Origin of the sequence: Ectopseudomonas composti, from assembly GCF_900115475.1 — a bacterium.
In the GTDB taxonomy this organism is placed as follows: Bacteria; Pseudomonadota; Gammaproteobacteria; order Pseudomonadales; family Pseudomonadaceae; genus Aquipseudomonas; species Aquipseudomonas composti.
The window spans coordinates 118436-136975 of sequence record NZ_FOWP01000006.1 but is presented as its reverse complement, the minus strand read 5'-3'; the positions used below and the strand labels follow the sequence as shown (position 1 = coordinate 136975).

Sequence of the window (18540 nt, the reverse complement as noted above, 5' to 3'; positions counted from 1 at the left end):
ACCGTGGAATTCGCCAACGCGGAACTCGACCGGGTACGAGTCTGCCTGATCGGCAACTCCAAGCTGAGCCAGGTGGTGCATAGCCTGATTCCTGAGTTCGAGGCTCTGGCCAGCATCACCATCATCGACAACATCTTCAACGATGCGGTGAAGGCAGCACGTGACCTGATCGAGCAGCAGCAGGTGGACATTTTCATCAGCGCGGGGGCCAACGCCTTCTACCTGCAGGACACCCTGCCCATCCCTGTGCTGGCCTTGAAGGTGGAGCAGGCCGACCTGATCCAGGCCGTGCTCACCGCTCGGCGCATCTCATCGAAGATCCTGCTGCTGACCTACGAGCGGCAGGAAACCAACGTCGAGCTGCTCAGCCTGTTTGACGGAGTCGAACTCACCCACCACACCTACAGCACCGCCGAGCACGCCAAGGAAATCTTCCACAGCGTGCGCAACGAGGGCTTCGGGGTGGTCATCGGCTCCAGCTATGCCTGCGATATTGCCGAATACGCGGGGATGCAATCGGTATTGCTGTACTCGCGCGAATCGTGCCGCAACCTGCTGCGCAAAGCGATACGCCAAGCCGGGCAGCACAAGCGTGAGCAGCAACACGCCGCCATCGGTCAGTTTCTGCTGGAACAAAACCAGCAGCCCCAGGTGCTCACCAACCGCATGGGCGCAGTGGTGGCCTGGAACAATGCCGCCAGCACATTGATCCCAAACATCGGCCGACGCCGACGCCTGGATGGCGTACTCGACAGCAAAATGCTCGATGCTCAGAGCCTGCGAGCAGAAGGCCTGCTGCTGGGCGACCGGTTATGCAGCTTGAACAAACAGCCGTTCGAGCTCAAAGGTGAAACAGTCGGTTTCCTCTACAGTTTCCAGCTCAGCCCACTGGCCATAACACAGGACGATGGTCGTCGACTGGTATTCCAGTCTAGCCGCATGGCAGAAGTACAGAACCAATTGAACGTCTACGGTGCGACGCCAGGTACCGTATTGATCCGTGGTGAAACCGGTACCGGCAAGGAGCTGGCAGCACGCCAGGTGCATGTATCCAGCGCCAATGCCAAGGGCCCGTTCGTGGCGATCAACTGCGCGGCGATCCCTGCCGAGTTGTTCGAATCGGAGCTGTTCGGTTACGCCGAGGGCGCCTTCACCAGTGCCAAGAGTGGCGGTAAGTCCGGCCTGCTGGAAAGCGCCAACAACGGCACCTTCTTCATGGACGAGATCAACTCGTTGCCGCTGCCGCAGCAGGCCAAATTGCTGCGCGTATTGCAGGAACGCGAAGTGAGCCCGGTCGGCTCGCGGCGACCGATCTCGCTGAACATCAAGTTCGTCGCCGCCTGCAACGTCGACCTGATGGACGAAGTTCGCGCCGGGCGCTTCCGCGAAGACCTCTACTACCGCATCAGCACCTTCGCCGTGCACATCCCGCCGCTGCGCGAGCGGGTCGAAGACATTCCGGTGCTGACCGCTTACCTGATGCGCCGCGAAGGCCTGCGCTACGCCCTTGAGGTGGAACCGGACGCGCTGATCAAAGGCGTGGCCCCGGTGTTTCGCCGCTATCACTGGCCCGGCAATGTGCGCCAGCTGGAAAACGTGGTGGAACGCCTGATCGTCTCGCAGCGCATGTACGGCAGTTGCGAAGCCCTGCTCGAGGCGCTGCCGCGAGTGGTGCCCGAACTCTACGCACCGCTCGGCGAGGGTGAGAACGGCGGGCACCTGCATCACGTCGAGCAGGAAGAAATCGTCAAGGCGCTGCAACTGTTCGCCGGCAACAAGAGCATGGCCGCCGAATACCTGGGCATCAGCCAGACCACCTTATGGCGCCGCCTCAAACGTTTGCACAGTGGAGAGAACCCCCTATGAAAGCCTGGCAGGCAACGCCGCCTTTCGGACTCGCGGCCCTGCGCCTGATCGAACGTCCCCGCCCGACGCCAGGCCCGCAGCAGGTGCTGATCAAGGTGCAGGCTGCGGCCCTCAACTACCGTGACCTGGAAATGGCCAACGGCACCTACCAGGGACAACCGCAGCACGCTTTCACCCTGCTCTCGGATGGCGCTGGCGAGGTGGTCGAAGTCGGCACGGCGGTCACCCGGTTCACACCGGGAGAGCGGGTGATCGGCTGCTTCTGGCAGGGCTGGGAAGGCGGACGCCTGGGCGATACCGGCAACGCGCTGCCCCTGGGCGGCCCGCTCGACGGCATGCTCAGCGAATACGCGCTGCTCGATGAACGTGGCGTGGTGCCCTGCCCCGCGCACCTGTCCTGGGAAGAAGCCGCCACCCTGCCCTGCGCCGCATTGACGGCCTGGCAGGCGTTGGTGGTCGAAGGCCAGGTCAAGGCCGGCGACTGGGTGCTACTGCAAGGCAGCGGCGGCGTGTCGCTGTTCGCCCTGCAATTCGCCCTGTTGCACGGCGCCCGAGTGATCGTCAGTTCCAGCCAGGATGACAAGCTGCAGCGCCTGCACGCGCTCGGCGCCACTGGGCTGGTCAACTACCGCAGCACGCCCGACTGGCACGAACAGGTCATGGCCATCACCCAGGGGCACGGCGTCGACCATGTGCTGGAAGTGGGCGGCCCACGCAGCTTCGCTCAGTCGCTGCTATCGCTGCATGCCAGCGGCCAGATCAACGTGATCGGCTACCTCGGCGGCCAGCAGGGTGAAATCAACCCGTTGCTGATCCTGCAGCGCAATGCCCGTGTGCGCGGTATCGCCGTCGGCCCGCGACAGTCGCTCGAATCGATGAACCGCGCCATCGAGGCCAACGACCTGCGCCCGCTGATCGACAGTGTGCACGACTGGCTCGACCTGCCCGCTGCCCTGGCGCACCTGCAGTCGGGCCAGCACTTCGGCAAGGTGGTGCTGCGCATCAGCCACCCATGAACGAACAACCTACTGCCTTGAACCCGGTTGATCAGGAGTGCCTCATGCCAGCGGCTCTGACGATGCAACGCGTGCGAACCGAAGCGGATCCGTTCGAACCCTTCGCCCTGTCCCAGGCGATTGCGCTGGGTGACTGGCTGTTCGTGTCTGGCCAGGCCGCGCTGGATGCGCAAGGTGGTGTGGTCGGAGCCGGCGATTTCGTGCAGCAGGCCGAATGCGCCTTCGACAATCTGCAGCAGGTGCTGCAGGCCGGCGGCGCAAGCCTGGATGACGTGGTCAAGGTCACGCTGTTTCTCACCGACATGGGGCATTTCCCCGAGGTCGTGGAACTGCGCCGTCGCTACTTCCGTCCGCCCTATCCCGCGGACAGCATCGTTGAAGTCAAGGCGCTGGCACTGCCTGAGCTGATGTTCGAAATCGAGGCCATCGCCGTGCGCGGTGCCGGCGCTGCCAAGGCAACCGGTTAGAGCCTTTTCCTTTCCCTAGCGCTTCGTGCGAAAACCCTTACGAGTAGTCCGTCATGCCTGAATTCAACGCCCCGCTGCGCGACATGCGCTTCGTCCTTCATGACGTGTTCCAGGCCCCCAGCCTGTGGGCACGCCTGCCGGCCCTGGCGGAAACCGTCGACGCCGACACCGCCGACGCCATCCTCGAAGAAGCCGCCAAGGTCACCGGCAGCCTGATCGCCCCGCTCAACCGCAGCGGCGACGAGGAAGGCGCGCAGTGGGTCGATGGCGACGTGCGCACCCCGGCTGGTTTCCGCGAGGCCTACGCCACCTACACCGAAGGCGGCTGGGTCGGCCTGTCCGGCAACCCGAATTACGGCGGCATGGGCATGCCCAAGATGCTCGCCGTGGCCTTCGAGGAGATGCTCTACGCCGCTGGTTCCAGCTTCGCCCTGTATTCGGCGCTGAGCTCCGGCGCCTGCCTGGCCATCGACGCCCACGCCAGCGAAGACCTTAAAACCACCTACCTGCCGCCAATGTACGAAGGCCGCTGGGCCGGCTCTATGTGCCTGACCGAGGCCCACGCCGGCACCGACCTGGGCATTATCAGAACCCGCGCCGAGCCGCAGGCAGACGGCAGCTACAAGGTCACCGGCAGCAAGATCTTCATCACCGGCGGTGAGCAGGACCTGACCGAGAACATCATCCATCTGGTGCTGGCCAAGCTGCCAGACGCGCCGGCCGGGCCGAAGGGCATCTCGCTGTTTCTGGTACCCAAGGTGATGGTGAGTGCCGATGGCAGCCTCGGCGCACGCAACGCCGTGAGCTGCGGTTCCATCGAACACAAGATGGGCATCAAGGCTTCGGCCACTTGCGTGATGAACTTCGACGGCGCCACCGGTTACCTGATCGGCGAGGTCAACAAGGGCCTCGCGGCGATGTTCACCATGATGAACTACGAGCGCCTGTCCATCGGCATTCAGGGCATCGGCTGCGCCGAGGCGTCCTACCAGTCGGCAGTAGCCTATGCCCGCGAGCGTATCCAGAGTCGCGCCGCCACTGGCCCGGTCAATCACGACAAGCTCGCCGACCCGATCATCGTCCACGCCGATGTGCGCCGCATGCTGCTGACCATGAAGGCGCTGAACGAAGGCGGTCGTGCCTTTGCCTGCTACGTCGGCCAGCAACTGGATCTGGCCAAGTACACCGAGGACGCCAGTGAACGGCAGAACGCCGAGGCGCTGGTCGCCCTGCTCACCCCGGTGGCCAAGGCCTTTTTCACCGACACCGGTCTGGAAAGCTGCGTGCACGGCCAGCAGGTGTTCGGCGGCCACGGCTATATCCGCGAATGGGGCCAGGAGCAGTTGGTGCGCGACGTGCGCATCGCACAGATCTACGAAGGCACCAACGGCATCCAGGCACTCGACCTGCTGGGGCGCAAGGTGGTGGCCAATGGCGGCGCCGCGCTGCGCCTGTTCGCCAGCGAAGTGCGCGACTTCGCCCATGCCCATGAATCGCCGTTCGGCGAACGCCTGGTGGAAGCGCTGGAGCGCCTGGAAGCGGTCAGCGGCTGGCTGCTGGAGCAGGCCAAGGGCGATCCCAACTCGGTGGGCGCCGCGTCGGTGGAGTACCTGCACCTGTTCGGCTATGTCGCCTACGCCTACATGTGGGCACGCATGGCCGCCGTGGCGCAGGGCAAGCAGGATGAAGACGAAGCCTTCTACGGCGGCAAGCTGGCCACTGCAGAGTTCTTCTTCGCCCGCCTGCTGCCGCGCACCCTGAGCCTGGAGGCGAGTATTCGTGCTGGCAGCCAGTCGCTTTACGGCCTGGCCGCAGAGCATTTCTAAACGTAGGGCGGGTGCAACCCGCCACCACCAAGCAGGCGGGTTGCACACGTCCTACCCGGACTCATGAACAGGCTCGGCCTTGCGGTACCCGCTGAGCATGAAGAACACCACCACCGCGAGCACGCCGACCAGCGCCGCCGAGGTCAGCAGCAAGGTCGAGTGAGTGGCCGAGAACGCTGCCTTGGCCGCGTCGATCAGGGCGCTGGCCTGCGGTTCGGCCAGCCCCTTGGCGACCAAGTAGCTGTCGCCAATGGAACGCGCGGCACGTTCGGCCAATGGTGCTGCCAATTCGGCGTCGAGCACGATGCTGTGACGGAACACACTGCTCATGAATACGCCGAAGAAGGTGATGCCCAGGCCCGTGCCGAGTTCGTAAGCGGTGGCTTCCAGCGAGCCGGCTGCCCCGCCCTTGCTGGCCTCCACCGAACCCATGATGGCGATGGACGAAGCCGTCAGGCCGATGCTCAGGGTCAGGCCCAGTAGCGCCAGCATCGCCGGCACGCCGAAACCGGGCTGGTGAAAATCGGCCAGGGCCAGGAAGGCCAGGGCCACGGCGGACAGCCCCAGCGATGTACTGGCCACCAGGCGCAGGCCGCAGAGGTTGGACAGGTAGCCGGCCACCGGGCCACCGACGGCCGCCGCCGCCATGATCGGGATCATGAAGATGCCGGCCTGCAGCGGCGTCTTGCCCAGCACGTACTGCAACTCCTGCGCCAGCGTCAGTTCGACCCCGGCCAGGGCGCCGATGGCCACCACCGCCATGATGATCCCGGCCAGGATCGCCGGGCGCGAGAACAGCGACAGGTCGAGCATGGGCGTCGCCGAACGCAGTTGCAGGCGCACGAAGAAGCTCAGCAGCGCGAACCCCAGCAGCGCCATCAGCAGCGCCACGCCCAGCGGCTGCGTGGCGCCGACCGCGGCCTTGATGCCATACACCAGCGCCAGCATGCCGGCGATCAGCAACAGCGCCTGGCCCAGTGCCCAGGTGCCGGGCGTGGTCGCTTCCGTGCGCGGCAGCAGCAGGAACACCAGCGGCGCGACCACCAGCATGATCGGCACATTGATCAGGAAGGCCGAGCCCCACCAGAAGTGCTCCAGCAACGCCCCACCAATCAGCGGCCCCAGTGCGGCGCCGGCCGCGCCGACCATGCCCCACAGCCCGAGTGCCATGGCACGCTCGTCTTCGTCCTCGAAGGTGCGACGGATGATGCCCAGCACGCACGGCATGATCATCGAACCGCCGAGGGCCAGTAGCACCCGTGCAGCGATGAGCAGCGCCGGATTCGGCGCGAAGGCCGCCAGCAACGAAGCGATGCCGAACACCACCAGGCCGGTGAGCAGCACGCGGCGGTTGCCGATGCGGTCGGCCAGGGTGCCCATGGGCACCAGCAGCCCCGCCATCAGCAGTGGGTAGATGTCGATGACCCACAACACCTCGGTGGCCGATGCGCCGAGCGCCAGGGTCAGCGAGGGCACGGCGATGTGCAGAATGGTCATGTCGATGACCACCGGCAGGAAGGCCAGCATGACGGCCAGCAGGATCAGCCAGCGACGGGGAATGACAGCGAACATGAACGGACTCGTGGGCAAAATCGAATGGACTCTACTGAGCCGCCGTGACAGCGGCAATCTTGGTGATGTCGCGCTCGCCCAGGCCGCCACCCAGTGACTTGAACAACGCCACCCGGTTGGCGATTTCCGCGCGACGCAGCTCCAGCAGCGCCAGCCGCGAGGCCTGCAACTGGCGTTGGGCATCGAGCAGTTCCAGGCGACCGTCGACACCCGCGCGGTAGCGCAGGTCGGATAGTTCCAAGCGCCGTTCGGCAGCCGTCACCGCGCGCAGTTGCGCCTCGATCTGGCGGTCGAAGGTGGCCGTACCGGCCAGCGCATCGGCCACCTCGCGGAAGGCCGTCTGAATGGCGCGCTCGTACTGGGCCACCGCCTCGGATTTGCGCACCTTGGCCAGGCGCAGTTCAGCACGCAGACGCCCGGCCTGAAACAGCGGTTGCGAGATCTGCGGCGTGAAGCGCCAGACCTGACGGCTCGGGTCGAACAAGCCACCGAGCGAGGTGCTGGCGTAACCGAACGACGCGGTCAGGGAGATCTGCGGGAAGAACGCCGCCCGCGCCGCGCCGATATCGGCATTGGCAGCGACCAGCATCTGCTCGGCCTGGCGCAGATCCGGCCGGTTCAGCAGCAGGTCGGCCGGCAACCCGGCCGGTAATTGCGCGATCACCGACTGACGCTCCAACGGCAAGCTGGCGGGCAGGTCGCCCGGCAGCTCGCTACCCACAAGCAATTGCAGGGCGTTGTCCGCCTGCGCCAGGGCGCGACGGCGCGCCTCCAGGTCGGCTTCGGCCAGGGCCACCTGCCCTTCCGCCTGGGCCACATCCAGGCTGCTGTTCTGCTCGGACTGTTTGAGCAGGCGCGCCAGTTCCAGCGACTGCTGCCAATCGCCTCGCGTGCGTTCGGCCAGTTGCAGTTGCTCGTCGGCCAGGCGTTGGGCGAAGTAGGCCTCGGCCACCGCGCCGACCAGGGTGATCTGCGCCGCATCGCGGCCCTGCTCGCTGGCCAGGTAACGGGCCAAGGCGGCATCGGACAGCGAGCGTACACGGCCGAACAGATCCAGCTCGAAAGCGCTGGTGCCGACGTTCACGGCGACCTGACGATTCACCTCGCGGCGCGACTCGCCGCTATTGCCCTGTGCCAGAGCACGTTCGCGCGTGTGGCTGGCGTCGAGCGACACCGACGGCAGCCGCGTGGACTCCTGGATATTGAACATCGACCGCGCCGCTTCCACATTCAGCGCGGCCAGGCGCAGGTCGCGGTTGTGCACCAGGGCCAGTTCGATCAGCCGCTGCAACTGGGGATCAGCGAACATCGTGCGCCAGCCCATTGCGCTGGCGGGCACGCCGCCGTCTTGTGCCATGACGGCATGGCCCACATCGGGGAAGCTGGCCGGCACCGGCGGCGTCGGGTGCTCCAGTTTGGGCGTCAGCGAACAGGCCGACAGGCAACCGACCAGGACGATTATCAAGAACGAACGCACGATCATTTCTCCTCACCGAGCTGCGGCACACTGGCGGTGCGCTGTGCGCGCCAACCCTGGAAGCGTTCCTGCAGCCCCATCACGAACACGAAGAAGGCCGGCACGAAGAACACCGCCAGCAGAGTGCCGCTGAGCATGCCGCCGAACACCCCGGTGCCGATGGCGTGCTGGGTTTCGGCACTGGCGCCGGAGGCGAGCATCAATGGCACCACGCCAAGGGTGAAGGCCAACGAGGTCATCAGGATCGGCCGCAGGCGCAGGCGCGCAGCGGTCACGGCGGCGTCGATCAGCGTGCGCCCCTCGGCATGCAACTGGCGGGCGAACTCGACGATGAGAATGGCGTTCTTCGCCGACAGGCCGATGATGGTGATCATCCCCACCTTGAAGAACACGTCGTTGGGCATGCCGCGCAGCATCACCGCAGCCACCGCACCGAGCAGGCCCAGCGGCACCACCAGCATCACCGACAGCGGGATCGACCAGCTCTCGTAGAGCGCCGCCAACACCAGGAACACCACCAGCGCCGAGAGCAGCATCAGCAGCGGCGCCTGCGCCGCCGACTGACGCTCCTGCAGCGACTGCCCGGTCCAGGCCACGGCGAAGCCCTGCGGCAACTGCGCCACCAGGCGCTCCATCTCGGCCATCGCCGCACCGCTGGACACACCGGCAGCGGCACCTCCGGCGATACGCACGGCGGGAAAGCCCTGGAAACGCATCATCTGCTGCGGCGACTCGCTCCATACCGGCGTCACCACTTCGCGCAGCGCCACCATGCCGCCGCTGGCGTTGCGCACGCGCAGGCCGAGCACGTCGTCCAGTTGCATACGCGCTGGAGCATCGGCCTGCAGGATGACCTGCTGCATGCGCCCGGCATTGGGGAAGTCGTTGACGTACAGCGAACCCATGGCCGCCGACAGCGTGCTGCTCACCGCCGCGAAGGACAGGCCCATGGCCTCGGCCTTCTGCCGGTCGATCTCCAGGCGGATGCTCTCGCCGGGCGGCAGGCCATCGGGGTAGACGTCGCTGACCACCTCGCTCTGCGCCGCCAGCTCCAGCAATCGAGCCTGCGCCGCCAGCAGCGCGGCCTCGCCACGATTGGCGCGATCCTGCAGGAACAGGGTGAAACCGGAGGACGTACCCAACTCGTCGATGGCCGGCGGCATGAGGCTCATCACCGTGCCTTCGACGTTATCGGCCATGGCCTGCTGCGCCAGCGCGGCTTCCTCGGCAGCCGTGGCGCCCTCTCGCTGATCCCAGTCCTTGAGCATGGTAAAGGCCATGGCCGCGTTAGGGCCGGAGCCGGCGAAGCTGAAGCCCAGCACCACCATGTTCGCATCCAGGCCCGGACGCGAGGCAACATGCGCCTCGTAGGCCTGGACCACGTCCAGGGTGCGTTCGCTGGTGGCGCCCGTGGGTAACTGGATGGAGGTCATGAAGTAGCCCTGATCCTCCTCGGGCAAGAAGGACGATGGCAACTGCGCGGCCGCGACGACCAGCACCACGCAGAGCACGGCGAACGCTGCCATCATCCGTCCACTGCGCCCGACCAGGCGCGCCACCCGAGCCCCATAGCTCGCCGTAAGGCGCTCGAAACCACGGTTGAAGGCGCCGAAGAAGCCGCGTTTTTCATGATAATCCGCGCTCACCGGGCGCAGCAGCGTGGCGCACAGCGCCGGCGTCAGGGTCAGCGCGAGGAAGGCCGAGAACAGGATCGACACCGCCATCGACAGGGTGAACTGCTGGTAGATCACCCCCACCGAACCGCTGCCGAAGGCCATGGGGATGAACACGGCAGTCAGCACCAGAGTGATGCCGATCACCGCGCCGGTGATTTCCCGCATCGCCTGCAGAGTCGCTTCTTTCGGCGAAAGCCCCTGGGTGACCATCAGCCGTTCGACGTTTTCCACCACCACGATGGCGTCATCGACGATGATGCCGATGGCCAGCACCATGCCGAACATGGTCAGCGAGTTGATCGAAAACCCCGCCAGCAGCATCACCGCGAAGGTGCCGAGCAGCGCGATGGGCGCGACGATGGCCGGGATCAGCGTGTAGCGCAGGTTCTGCAAAAACAGGAACATCACCAGGAACACCAGCACCATGGCCTCGAGCAGGGTGTAGATCACCTTCTCGATGGACACCTTGACGAAGGGCGCGGTGTCGAACGGCACCGAGTAGGCCATGCCGGCCGGCATGCTCGGCGCAAGCTCGGCCAGGCGCTCACGCACGGCCGAGGCGGTGCGTACGGCATTGGCGCCCGGTGACAACTGGATGGCGGCACTGGTCGCCGCCACGCCGTTCTCGCGGTTGGAAAAACCATAGGACTGCGCGCCCAGCTCGACCCGTGCCACGTCGCCGAGCACCACCTTGGCGCCATCGGCACCGGCGCGCAGCACCACGGCAGCGAACTGCTCCGGCGTGCTCAGTTGCCCCTGCACGGTCAGCGGCACGGTCAGGCGCTGGCCTGGCACGGCGGGCTCGTCACCGACCCGACCGGGTGCGATCTGCGTGTTCTGCTGCTCGATGGCCTGGGCCAGCTCGTTCATCGTCAGGCCGTAAGCGGTGAGCTTGTTCGGGTCGACCCAAACGCGCATGGCCTGCTCGGCGCCAAACAGCTGCACACGGCCCACGCCGTCTATGCGGCGCAGTTCCTGGACGATGTTGCGCGCCAGGTAATCGTTCAGCGCCACTTCGTCGTACTGGCCGTTGGGTGAGGTCATGCCGACCATCATCAGAAAGCCCGAGGCGGCGGACTCCACCTGCACACCGTTCTGCCGCACGGCCTGGGGCAGGCGCGGCTCGACCGCCTTGATGCGGTTCTGCACGTCCACCTGGGCCAGCTCTGCGTCGGTGCCCGGCTTGAAGGTAGCGGTGATCTGCGCGGTACCCGAGGTATCCACCGAGGATTCGAAGTACAGCAGGTTCTTGACCCCCGACAGCTCCCGTTCGATCAGGCTCACCACCGAGTCGTTGAGGGTCTGCGGCGTGGCCCCCGGATAGGTGGCGTAAAGGGTTACCGAGGGCGGCGCCACTGACGGATAGCGGGCAATGGGCAACTGCGGGATGGCGATGACGCCAACCAGCACGATGAACAGGGCGATGACCCAGGCGAACACCAGGCGGTTGATGAAAAACTGCGGCATGACGATCTCTCCGAACTCAGCGCGCGACGGCGCTGAGGCGTTCGCCGTTGGCGGCGGGCTGCCAGGGGCGCGTGGCAACCTGGGCGTCGGGACTCAGACGTTCGATGCCCTCGACCACCACCTGCTGCCCGGCACTGAGCCCGGACACCACGCGGTAACGGCGCTCGACCAGCTCACCGAGTTCGACAGGCACCTGGCCTACTTGGCCCTGGGCATCGACCACCCACACGCTGGCCTGGCCTGCCGTACGGGTCACAGCCTGCTGCGGCACGCTGAGGGCGGCGGGGTAATGCGCGCGGGGAATCCGTGCCTGCACGTAGAGGCCGGGCAGCAAGCGGCGTTGCGGGTTATCCACCAGTACGCGCAGCAGCACGTTGCCGGTACCGGCATCCACCTCGATGCCGGAGAACAGGATGCGCCCGCGCATGCCCAGCGGCTTGCCGTCGCTGCCGAGGATGTCCACGCTCAGTTCCGGTGTCGCCGAGCCGGCCTGCTGACGCAAGGTGTCCAGGATCGAAGCGGACTGACGCACATCGACGTACACCTGGTCGATCTGCTGGATGCGCGCCATGGGCGTGGCATCGGTGGGCGACACCAGCGCCCCTTCGCTGACCAGCGCCTGATCGATGCGCCCGGCAATCGGCGCCTCGACGCTGGCGAATTGCAGATCCAGCTTGCGCCGCGCCAGCGTCGCACGGGCCTGGGCCACATCGGCGGCAGCCTGCTCGCGCTGCGCCACGGCATCGTCATACACCTGGCGGCTGACCGCCTCGGCCTGCACCAGCGGTTTCAGACGCTCGGCCTGCACACTTGCCCGCGCCAGGGTCGCCTCGGCACGCTGCATGGCAGCGGCAGCGCTGTCGACCTCGGTTTTGAACGGTGCCGGGTTGATCTGGAACAGCACGGCACCGGCCTGGATCTCGGCGCCCTGCTCGAACAGGCGGCGTTGCACGATGCCGCCGATCTGCGCACGAATCTCGGCACTGCGCACGGCAGCGACACGCGCCGGCAGATCCTCGCTGACCGCCAGTTCATGTGCCTCAAGCGTCAGCACCGACACCTGCATTGGCGCGGCCTCTTCGCTTTGCTCTGGCGCCACATCGCACCCTGCCAGCGCCAATACGGCAAGCCCTGCGAGCACGATGCCCAGATGCCGCTGTTTGCTGCCCATAACCCACTCCTCGTTGCCCACTGCGCTCCGCTGACCTGATGGCGACCGGGAGCTGATCGAGGCTGCAGTCTGGAGCAGCACTGTTGCGAATGATTCGAGGCTTTGTGGAGAAAGCATGGAGGCCGCGATAACATTCAGCGCCACCGTCTGCGAGCCTGCCCATGTCCGAGCCCCACGCACGCACCAGCCCCGCCTCCTCCGCTCCGGCACTGGTGCTGATCGCCGAGGACGAAGCCGAGATCGCCGACATCCTCATCGCCTACCTGCAACGCAGCGGCCTGCGCACCCAGCACGCCAGCGATGGCCAGCAGGCCCTGGACCTGCATCAGGCACTCAAGCCGGATCTGCTGCTTGACGTGCAGATGCCCGTGCTCGATGGCTGGAAGGTGCTCAGCGAGATTCGCTCCCGTGGCGACACCCCGGTGATCATGCTCACGGCGCTCGATCAGGACATCGACAAGCTGATGGGGCTTCGCCTGGGCGCCGACGACTACGTGGTCAAACCCTTCAACCCGGCCGAGGTGGTGGCGCGGGTGCAGGCGGTACTGCGGCGCACGCGGGCAAGCGTCCCCGCCGCCTCGCAGATGCTGCGCGTCGGCGCGTTCCAGATCGATCTGGACAACCATGAGGCCAGTGTTTTTCATGATGGACAGGCCCACGCGCTGGAGCTGACCCTAACCGAATTCAAGCTGCTGGCCTGCCTGATGCGCGCGCCGAAACGGGCGTTCAGCCGCGCCGAACTACTGGAGAGCTGTCTGCCGGAAGGCGACACCCTGGAGCGCACCGTTGACAGCCACGTCAGCAAGCTGCGCAAGAAACTCGAAGCCCTCGGCATTCAGGGCGTACCCGCCAGCGTCTGGGGAGTGGGTTATCGCTTCGGTGTCGAGCCATGAAGCCGACACCGGGGCTGCGCCGACAGATCATCCAGTCCCTGGCGGTGATGGCGCTGGGCATCATCTGCCTCTCGGTGTTCGGCACCTACCTGTTCTACGCCTTCGCCGTGACCTACCTGCCGGGCAGCATCTCCGATACCATGGTGCCCTCAAGGCTGGAACTGGTGTGGATCACCTGCACCATCATCGCCGCACTGAGCATGGCGGTGCTGGTTGCTGTACGCCTGTCGAGACGGCTGATCTCCCCTTTGAACGCGGTGGCGCACAGCCTGCGTGAAGTGGCAGAGGGCAAGCTCGACGCCCGCGCCCCACTGGACGACCAGGCCACGGGCGAAACCGCGCAACTGGTGCGCGACTTCAACGCCATGGCCGAGCGTCTGCAGAGCGTGACCCGCGAACGCGAGTTCTGGAACGCCGCCATCGCCCACGAACTGCGCACCCCGCTGACCATCCTGCGTGGCCGCCTGCAAGGCCTGGCCGAGGGCGTGTTCAGTCCCAGCAACGAACTGTTCGAGGGGCTGTTGCACCATGTGGAAAGCCTCAGCCGTCTGATCGAGGATCTGCGCGTACTGAGCCTCAACGAAAGCGGCCACCTGGAAGTGCAGCGGGTCAGCGTACGGCTCGCCGATGAACTGGGCAGCGTACTGCAGACCTTCGCCACGCCCCTGGCGGAAAAGGGCTTCGACCTGCGCGAGGAACTGGACGCCGAGCTGCTGGTGGAGTGCGATGCCGTGCGTATCCGCCAGGCACTGATGGCGCTGCTGGAAAACGCCCTGCGCCATGCCGACCCAGGCAACCTCAAGGTGCGCCTGGAGCGAGTAGGTGACGACTGCCAGCTCAGCGTGGAAGACGACGGCCCCGGTATCGACAGCGCCCTGGCAACCGACATCTTCGAGGCCTTTCGCCGTGGCGACCCGTCGCGCTCACGCAAGAGCGGCGGTAGCGGCCTGGGCCTGGCGGTGGTCAAGGCCATTGCCGAGGCGCATGGCGGGCAGGCGTACTGTCAGGCGTCAGCGAACGGAGGCAGCCGCTTCGTGTTGAGCTGGCCGCTACAAAAGCCCGAGTAGAAATCGCCGCTCGCGCTCACCACCTGACGCGAAAACCGACCGTGGCGCCGTAACCGTAGGAGTCGCTATTGGCCAGGCTGCGGGTGAAGTTGCCTTCACCGTAGAGCGAGTACTTGCCGCCGTCCCAGTCATGCGAACCACCGAAGCCGACGCCTGCCCGCACACGGTCATCGCGGCTGCGAAACACCTGATCGTCGACACGCACCGAGGTACCGTCGAGGAACTCGTTGTACAGGTTGGCGACGGTGTAGAGACGCGTACCATCGAGCTGACGCTCCAGGCTGATGCCCACGCGCCCTTGCAGGCTGTCGTCACGACCAGGACGAACCGAGGCGTCAAATACATCGCTGAAGCTGTCGAAGCGCACCTTCGAGTAGGTCACCTGAGCCTGTGGGGTGATCACCCAGCCTCGATCCAGGGTGAAGCGCTTGCCGCTCTCCAGCGAGAAGGCGTAGCCGAACGCATCGTTATCGCTGACCAGGCCACGCACCGGCCGCGCCGACAGGTCACTGTCGTACCAGGTCGCCTGCGCCGTGCCATCGACATAGAAGCCGTCGTTGCCGTACCAGGTGAGCGTGGCGCCGAGGCCATAGCCATCGGTGGATATATCGCCAGAGCCATAGTCACCCGCGCCATAGCGCCACTTGGTGTCGGCACTGCCGTTGACGTAATGCAGGGAAAGGCCGCCAACCAGTTTGCCGCCGTCGTTCTGCAGCAGCAGCGCATCGAGCCCAACCTGCGTCCTGGTCATGTCGTAGCGGTACTCGCTGCCGGAGGTCGAACGTTGCGGGTCGACGCGATTATGCCCGCCTTCCACCCGTATCCAGAGGCCACTCGGGGTGGTGAAACGACCACTGGCCTCCTCGACCGATGACACTGCACTGCCCTCCTCCCACGGACGATTGCCCACGCGCTGATACAGCGTCGGCACACCATTGAGCCCAAGCAGGATCTGCGGATAGGCCTCGTAGCTGGGCACGCCCGGCTGGTAAAGCGGCGTGCCAGGCGGCGCGGAGGTGTTCTGGATGACCGAGCGCAGGTACCAGTCGCCATCCAGGGGCGTGGATACGCCGCCCTGATACAGCCGATAGGCGTAGGCGCCGGCCACCACCGCCGGGTCACCTTCGTAGGTCGTGCTGCTCGCCAGGGTGAAGATGCCGTTGGACGCCCCACCGACCTCGATGATCCTGATCCCTTCGGTGGTTTGCGCACCGGTACCGCCGACGTTGATCACGGTGACAGGCGTGCTGCCGGAAGTGGCGCCGGTGATTACCAGGCGGTCGGTCGGTGAGCTGTCGTCACCCAGTTGGGTTCTGATTTCGATGCTCCCGCCCGCCGGCGTGTAATCTCCGGCAATCGTCAGGGTACCCAGGCTGCCCGGCTGCCCCGGTGCGATCACCCCGCGGTTGGTGGTGACACCGACCTGACCGATACCGGTAAGACGCGCCCCGGCCAACACATCCATGGTGCCGCCAAGAGTGCCGTCGACCTGCAGGGTTCCGGCCTGTACCAGAGCGTCGCCGATGAAGGTCGAGCTGTTGCCCGTCAGGGTCAGTGTGCCCGCGCCCAGTTTGTTGAAGGTCGAGGTACCGGAGAAGGCAGTGCCAATGCCGATGTTGTAGCCGTTGCTGTCGAACCAGGCGCCCTCCGCACCCACGGCCAGCCCCGCCGTGAAATTTCTCAGGAAATTATTCTCGTTGCGGTTGGCGCGCAGAATGCCGCCATTGAGATCGAGATCGACAGCGCCAAGCTCGGCAATCACCGCCCCAGTTTCGAGCACCCCGCGCCCGGCGGCGCTGCCATTGAGATGAAGCGTTCCGTCGCTGGTGGCGGTGTCGGCGATATGCACGTTGTCTGCAATCTGCACCAGGCCGCCAGCATCGATGGAAATCGTGCCGCTGCCCTCGACACCCACGCGCAGATCATCGCTCGCGCTCAGCGTCGAAACATCGCCTGTGGTGCTCGACACGCTCACGGTGCCGTCACTGCCATCCCGATAGCCGATGTATAGGGTCGCGGCCCCACCACCGACCTGTGCGGTGCTGACCGCGGCACCGTCCTCGACCTGCAGAAGGCCGGTGCCCTCGAAACCGATATAGATATTGTCGACCGGAACCCAGCTCGATCCAGGACCGTTTACGGTGACACGGCCATTACTATCGGCAATGACACCGATCAATCCCTGCTGGCTGCGCACCTCGCCGCCAGCATTGATATCCAGCGTGCCAATGCCGCCGACACCGATCTGAAAGCTGGGACTGGGATTCGCGGCAGACCTGGTATCCCACAAGGAGCCAGCCCCCGAGACGGTGACGTTGCCGGTGCTGCCAACCTCTCGACCGACCGAAACACCGCCCTCGCTACTCACCACGCCACCATCGAGGATGTCCATCCGGCCAGTGCTACCCGTCTCGACGCCGATATAGGTCTCACCGTCTATCGTCCAGGTGGACGCATTGCCTGCACCGTCCGCTCCCTGGACGGTCACCGTGCCGCTGTCGAAATTGCCGATATAGGCATCTACGGTACCGCTGACGGTGCCACCAGCATCGATAAGCAAGGTTCCGGCGGCACCATCACCCACGACAAGATCGCCACCGACGACCCAGTCAGTGCCGGGCGGCGGTGGCGGGTTCACGTCACCCGTGAAGGTCACTTGCGCACTCGCCAGCCGGGCACTGTCTACGCCCCAGACGCAGGCGGCAATCGCGGCGGAGAGAATCAGGGAGTGGCGAAGCGGGAACACTGCAGCGCTGTACTTCATGGCGCAAATCCTTTTTCGTTATAAGTCGTTCACTGGCTTGCCTGGCGGGCTCGGGGTTTGATGTGTAACGCAGCTGAATCAGTCATAGGGTTATAAACCATGATCCGCCAGGTCGCGACCAACTGAAGCCGGTTGGCACATAACCAGATGCAACAGAACGAACGCGCAGGAGCGGGCAGGAACCATTGCCCACCGCAAACGGCACAGTCAGAAGCGGCATGACTACCGAAAATTTACCGTACGGACGCTCCTACCAAGAGCAACGAGAAAACTGACGGCAGGCTGCGTCAGCCGCATATGCTCAGATTCAGGCGAGGCGCTAGAGGCCCTTAGCAGTGGTGCCCGATGCAAACGCCCTGACATTGGCGAATGCCTCGCCGAAGTAGGCTTCGTAACTGTGCTTTTCAACGTAGCCCAAGTGCGGCGTGCAGAGGATTTTCGGGTGGGTCAGCAACGGGTGATCGGCCTGCAGGATCGGCTCCTGCTCGAACACGTCCAGCGCGGCCTGGCCAGGACGGCCATGGTCCAGCGCAGCGAGCAATGCCCCGGGGGCGATCAGTTCGGCGCGACTGGTGTTGACCAGCAGGGCGTCAGGCTTCATCCGCGCCAGGTCAGCGGCGCTTACGCAATGTCGCGTGGCGGGCACCAGACGCAGGTGGAGAGTGAGAATATCGGACTGTTCGAAGAAAGCTTCGCGCGTCGATGCGGCCTCGTAGCCATCAGCGATGGCAGCCTGGCGCGAGGCCTCGCTGCCCCACACCAGCACACGCATGTCGAACGCGCGTGCATAGCGCGCCAGACGCTGGCCAATCTTGCCGTAACCCCAGATGCACAGGGTCTGACCATATAGACGCTGGCCGAGGTTGACCTGCCAGTGCCCGGCATACAGACCGTTCATGGCCTCGCGCAACTGCCGTCGGGCATTGAGGATCAATGCCCAGGTCAGCTCGGCTGCCGCGATAGGCGAGCCGGTGCCCTCGGCGACGGTCACACCGCGCTCGCGGCAGGCCTCCAGGTCGAGATGCGGGCCGGCTCGCCCGGTCTGGCTGATAAGTTTCAGCTCGGGCAAACGTGCCAGTAGCGCGGCATCGATGCGTGTGCGCTCGCGGGTCAGCACCAGCGCGTCGGCATCGGCGAAGCGTTCGGCCAGCACGTCTGGATCGCTGACAGCATCGTGATACACGTGAACATCGAAGCCTTCCAACAAGCTGAAGCAATCGAGCTGTTGAACCACCCGCTGATAGTCATCCTGTATCACGATACGCATGCCAACCCTCC

Annotated in this window: 12 protein-coding genes; 6 read left to right on the top strand and 6 right to left on the bottom strand. The window is 65.4% G+C overall.

What is annotated here, in order from left to right; all coding sequences use genetic code 11:
- The first annotated feature begins 3 nt into the window (after positions 1-3).
- From BM059_RS13090 to BM059_RS13075, 4 genes are read left to right on the top strand one after another with little or no spacing between them, the layout of a single operon-like run.
- A complete protein-coding gene (locus BM059_RS13090; RefSeq protein WP_074939154.1) occupies positions 4-1866 on the top strand; it encodes a sigma 54-interacting transcriptional regulator in 1863 nt (620 codons plus the stop codon).
- Positions 1863-2882, top strand: a complete 1020-nt coding sequence (locus BM059_RS13085; RefSeq protein ID WP_074939153.1) for a zinc-dependent alcohol dehydrogenase family protein — start codon at positions 1863-1865, stop codon at positions 2880-2882. Before BM059_RS13090 ends, BM059_RS13085 begins: the two co-directional genes overlap by 4 nt.
- A gap of 44 nt (positions 2883-2926) precedes the next feature.
- Positions 2927-3349 (top strand): RidA family protein, encoded by a 423-nt coding sequence (locus BM059_RS13080; protein ID WP_218880025.1) that lies wholly within the window; start codon positions 2927-2929, stop codon positions 3347-3349.
- A 53-nt stretch (positions 3350-3402) separates the two neighbouring features.
- On the top strand, positions 3403-5175 hold the full coding sequence (locus BM059_RS13075; RefSeq protein WP_074939151.1) for an acyl-CoA dehydrogenase C-terminal domain-containing protein: 1773 nt from the start codon (positions 3403-3405) through the stop codon (positions 5173-5175).
- 51 nt (positions 5176-5226) lie between these two features.
- On the opposite strand, the gene BM059_RS13070 is transcribed toward BM059_RS13075, so the two are convergent.
- Genes BM059_RS13070 through BM059_RS13055 form a run of 4 tightly spaced genes read right to left on the bottom strand, consistent with a single transcriptional unit; the run spans position 5227 to position 12538 of the window.
- A complete protein-coding gene (locus tag BM059_RS13070) occupies positions 5227-6747 on the bottom strand; it encodes an MFS transporter (RefSeq protein WP_074939149.1) in 1521 nt (506 codons plus the stop codon).
- A 31-nt stretch (positions 6748-6778) separates the two neighbouring features.
- Positions 6779-8230, bottom strand: coding sequence for an efflux transporter outer membrane subunit (locus tag BM059_RS13065; RefSeq protein ID WP_074939148.1), 1452 nt, complete (start codon positions 8228-8230; stop codon positions 6779-6781).
- Entirely contained in the window at positions 8227-11367 is a 3141-nt protein-coding gene (locus tag BM059_RS13060; RefSeq protein WP_074939146.1) for a multidrug efflux RND transporter permease subunit, read from the bottom strand. The genes BM059_RS13065 and BM059_RS13060 overlap by 4 nt, the downstream gene beginning before the upstream one ends.
- Positions 11368-11383: 16 nt before the next feature.
- Positions 11384-12538, bottom strand: a complete 1155-nt coding sequence (locus BM059_RS13055; RefSeq protein ID WP_074939145.1) for an efflux RND transporter periplasmic adaptor subunit — start codon at positions 12536-12538, stop codon at positions 11384-11386.
- Between the two features lie 161 nt (positions 12539-12699).
- On the opposite strand from BM059_RS13055, the gene BM059_RS13050 reads away from it, so the two are divergent.
- The gene (locus tag BM059_RS13050) at positions 12700-13431 is read left to right on the top strand and encodes a response regulator (RefSeq protein ID WP_074939143.1); all 732 of its coding nucleotides are present in this window, start codon (positions 12700-12702) and stop codon (positions 13429-13431) included.
- Entirely contained in the window at positions 13428-14498 is a 1071-nt protein-coding gene (locus BM059_RS13045) for an ATP-binding protein (protein WP_074939142.1), read from the top strand. The genes BM059_RS13050 and BM059_RS13045 overlap by 4 nt, the downstream gene beginning before the upstream one ends.
- A 16-nt stretch (positions 14499-14514) precedes the next feature.
- On the opposite strand, the gene BM059_RS13040 is transcribed toward BM059_RS13045, so the two are convergent.
- Together BM059_RS13040 and BM059_RS13035 are read right to left on the bottom strand one after the other, a co-directional pair.
- Positions 14515-17262 (bottom strand): autotransporter family protein, encoded by a 2748-nt coding sequence (locus BM059_RS13040; protein ID WP_074939140.1) that lies wholly within the window; start codon positions 17260-17262, stop codon positions 14515-14517.
- A gap of 319 nt (positions 17263-17581) precedes the next feature.
- The gene (locus BM059_RS13035) at positions 17582-18529 is read right to left on the bottom strand and encodes a D-2-hydroxyacid dehydrogenase family protein (protein WP_074939139.1); all 948 of its coding nucleotides are present in this window, start codon (positions 18527-18529) and stop codon (positions 17582-17584) included.
- Positions 18530-18540: the final 11 nt, after the last annotated feature.

Excerpts from the sequence above, each read along its gene's own strand:
- BM059_RS13085 (WP_074939153.1), top strand. The coding sequence starts at position 1,863 with ATGAAAGCCTGGCAGGCAACGCCGCCTTTCGGACTCGCGGCCCTGCGC.
- BM059_RS13080 (WP_218880025.1), top strand. The coding sequence starts at position 2,927 with ATGCCAGCGGCTCTGACGATGCAACGCGTGCGAACCGAAGCGGATCCG.
- BM059_RS13075 (WP_074939151.1), top strand. The coding sequence starts at position 3,403 with ATGCCTGAATTCAACGCCCCGCTGCGCGACATGCGCTTCGTCCTTCAT.
- BM059_RS13070 (WP_074939149.1), bottom strand. The coding sequence starts at position 6,747 with ATGTTCGCTGTCATTCCCCGTCGCTGGCTGATCCTGCTGGCCGTCATG.
- BM059_RS13065 (WP_074939148.1), bottom strand. The coding sequence starts at position 8,230 with ATGATCGTGCGTTCGTTCTTGATAATCGTCCTGGTCGGTTGCCTGTCG.
- BM059_RS13060 (WP_074939146.1), bottom strand. The coding sequence starts at position 11,367 with ATGCCGCAGTTTTTCATCAACCGCCTGGTGTTCGCCTGGGTCATCGCC.
- BM059_RS13055 (WP_074939145.1), bottom strand. The coding sequence starts at position 12,538 with ATGGGCAGCAAACAGCGGCATCTGGGCATCGTGCTCGCAGGGCTTGCC.
- BM059_RS13050 (WP_074939143.1), top strand. The coding sequence starts at position 12,700 with ATGTCCGAGCCCCACGCACGCACCAGCCCCGCCTCCTCCGCTCCGGCA.
- BM059_RS13045 (WP_074939142.1), top strand. The coding sequence starts at position 13,428 with ATGAAGCCGACACCGGGGCTGCGCCGACAGATCATCCAGTCCCTGGCG.
- BM059_RS13040 (WP_074939140.1), bottom strand. The coding sequence starts at position 17,262 with ATGAAGTACAGCGCTGCAGTGTTCCCGCTTCGCCACTCCCTGATTCTC.
- BM059_RS13035 (WP_074939139.1), bottom strand. The coding sequence starts at position 18,529 with ATGCGTATCGTGATACAGGATGACTATCAGCGGGTGGTTCAACAGCTC.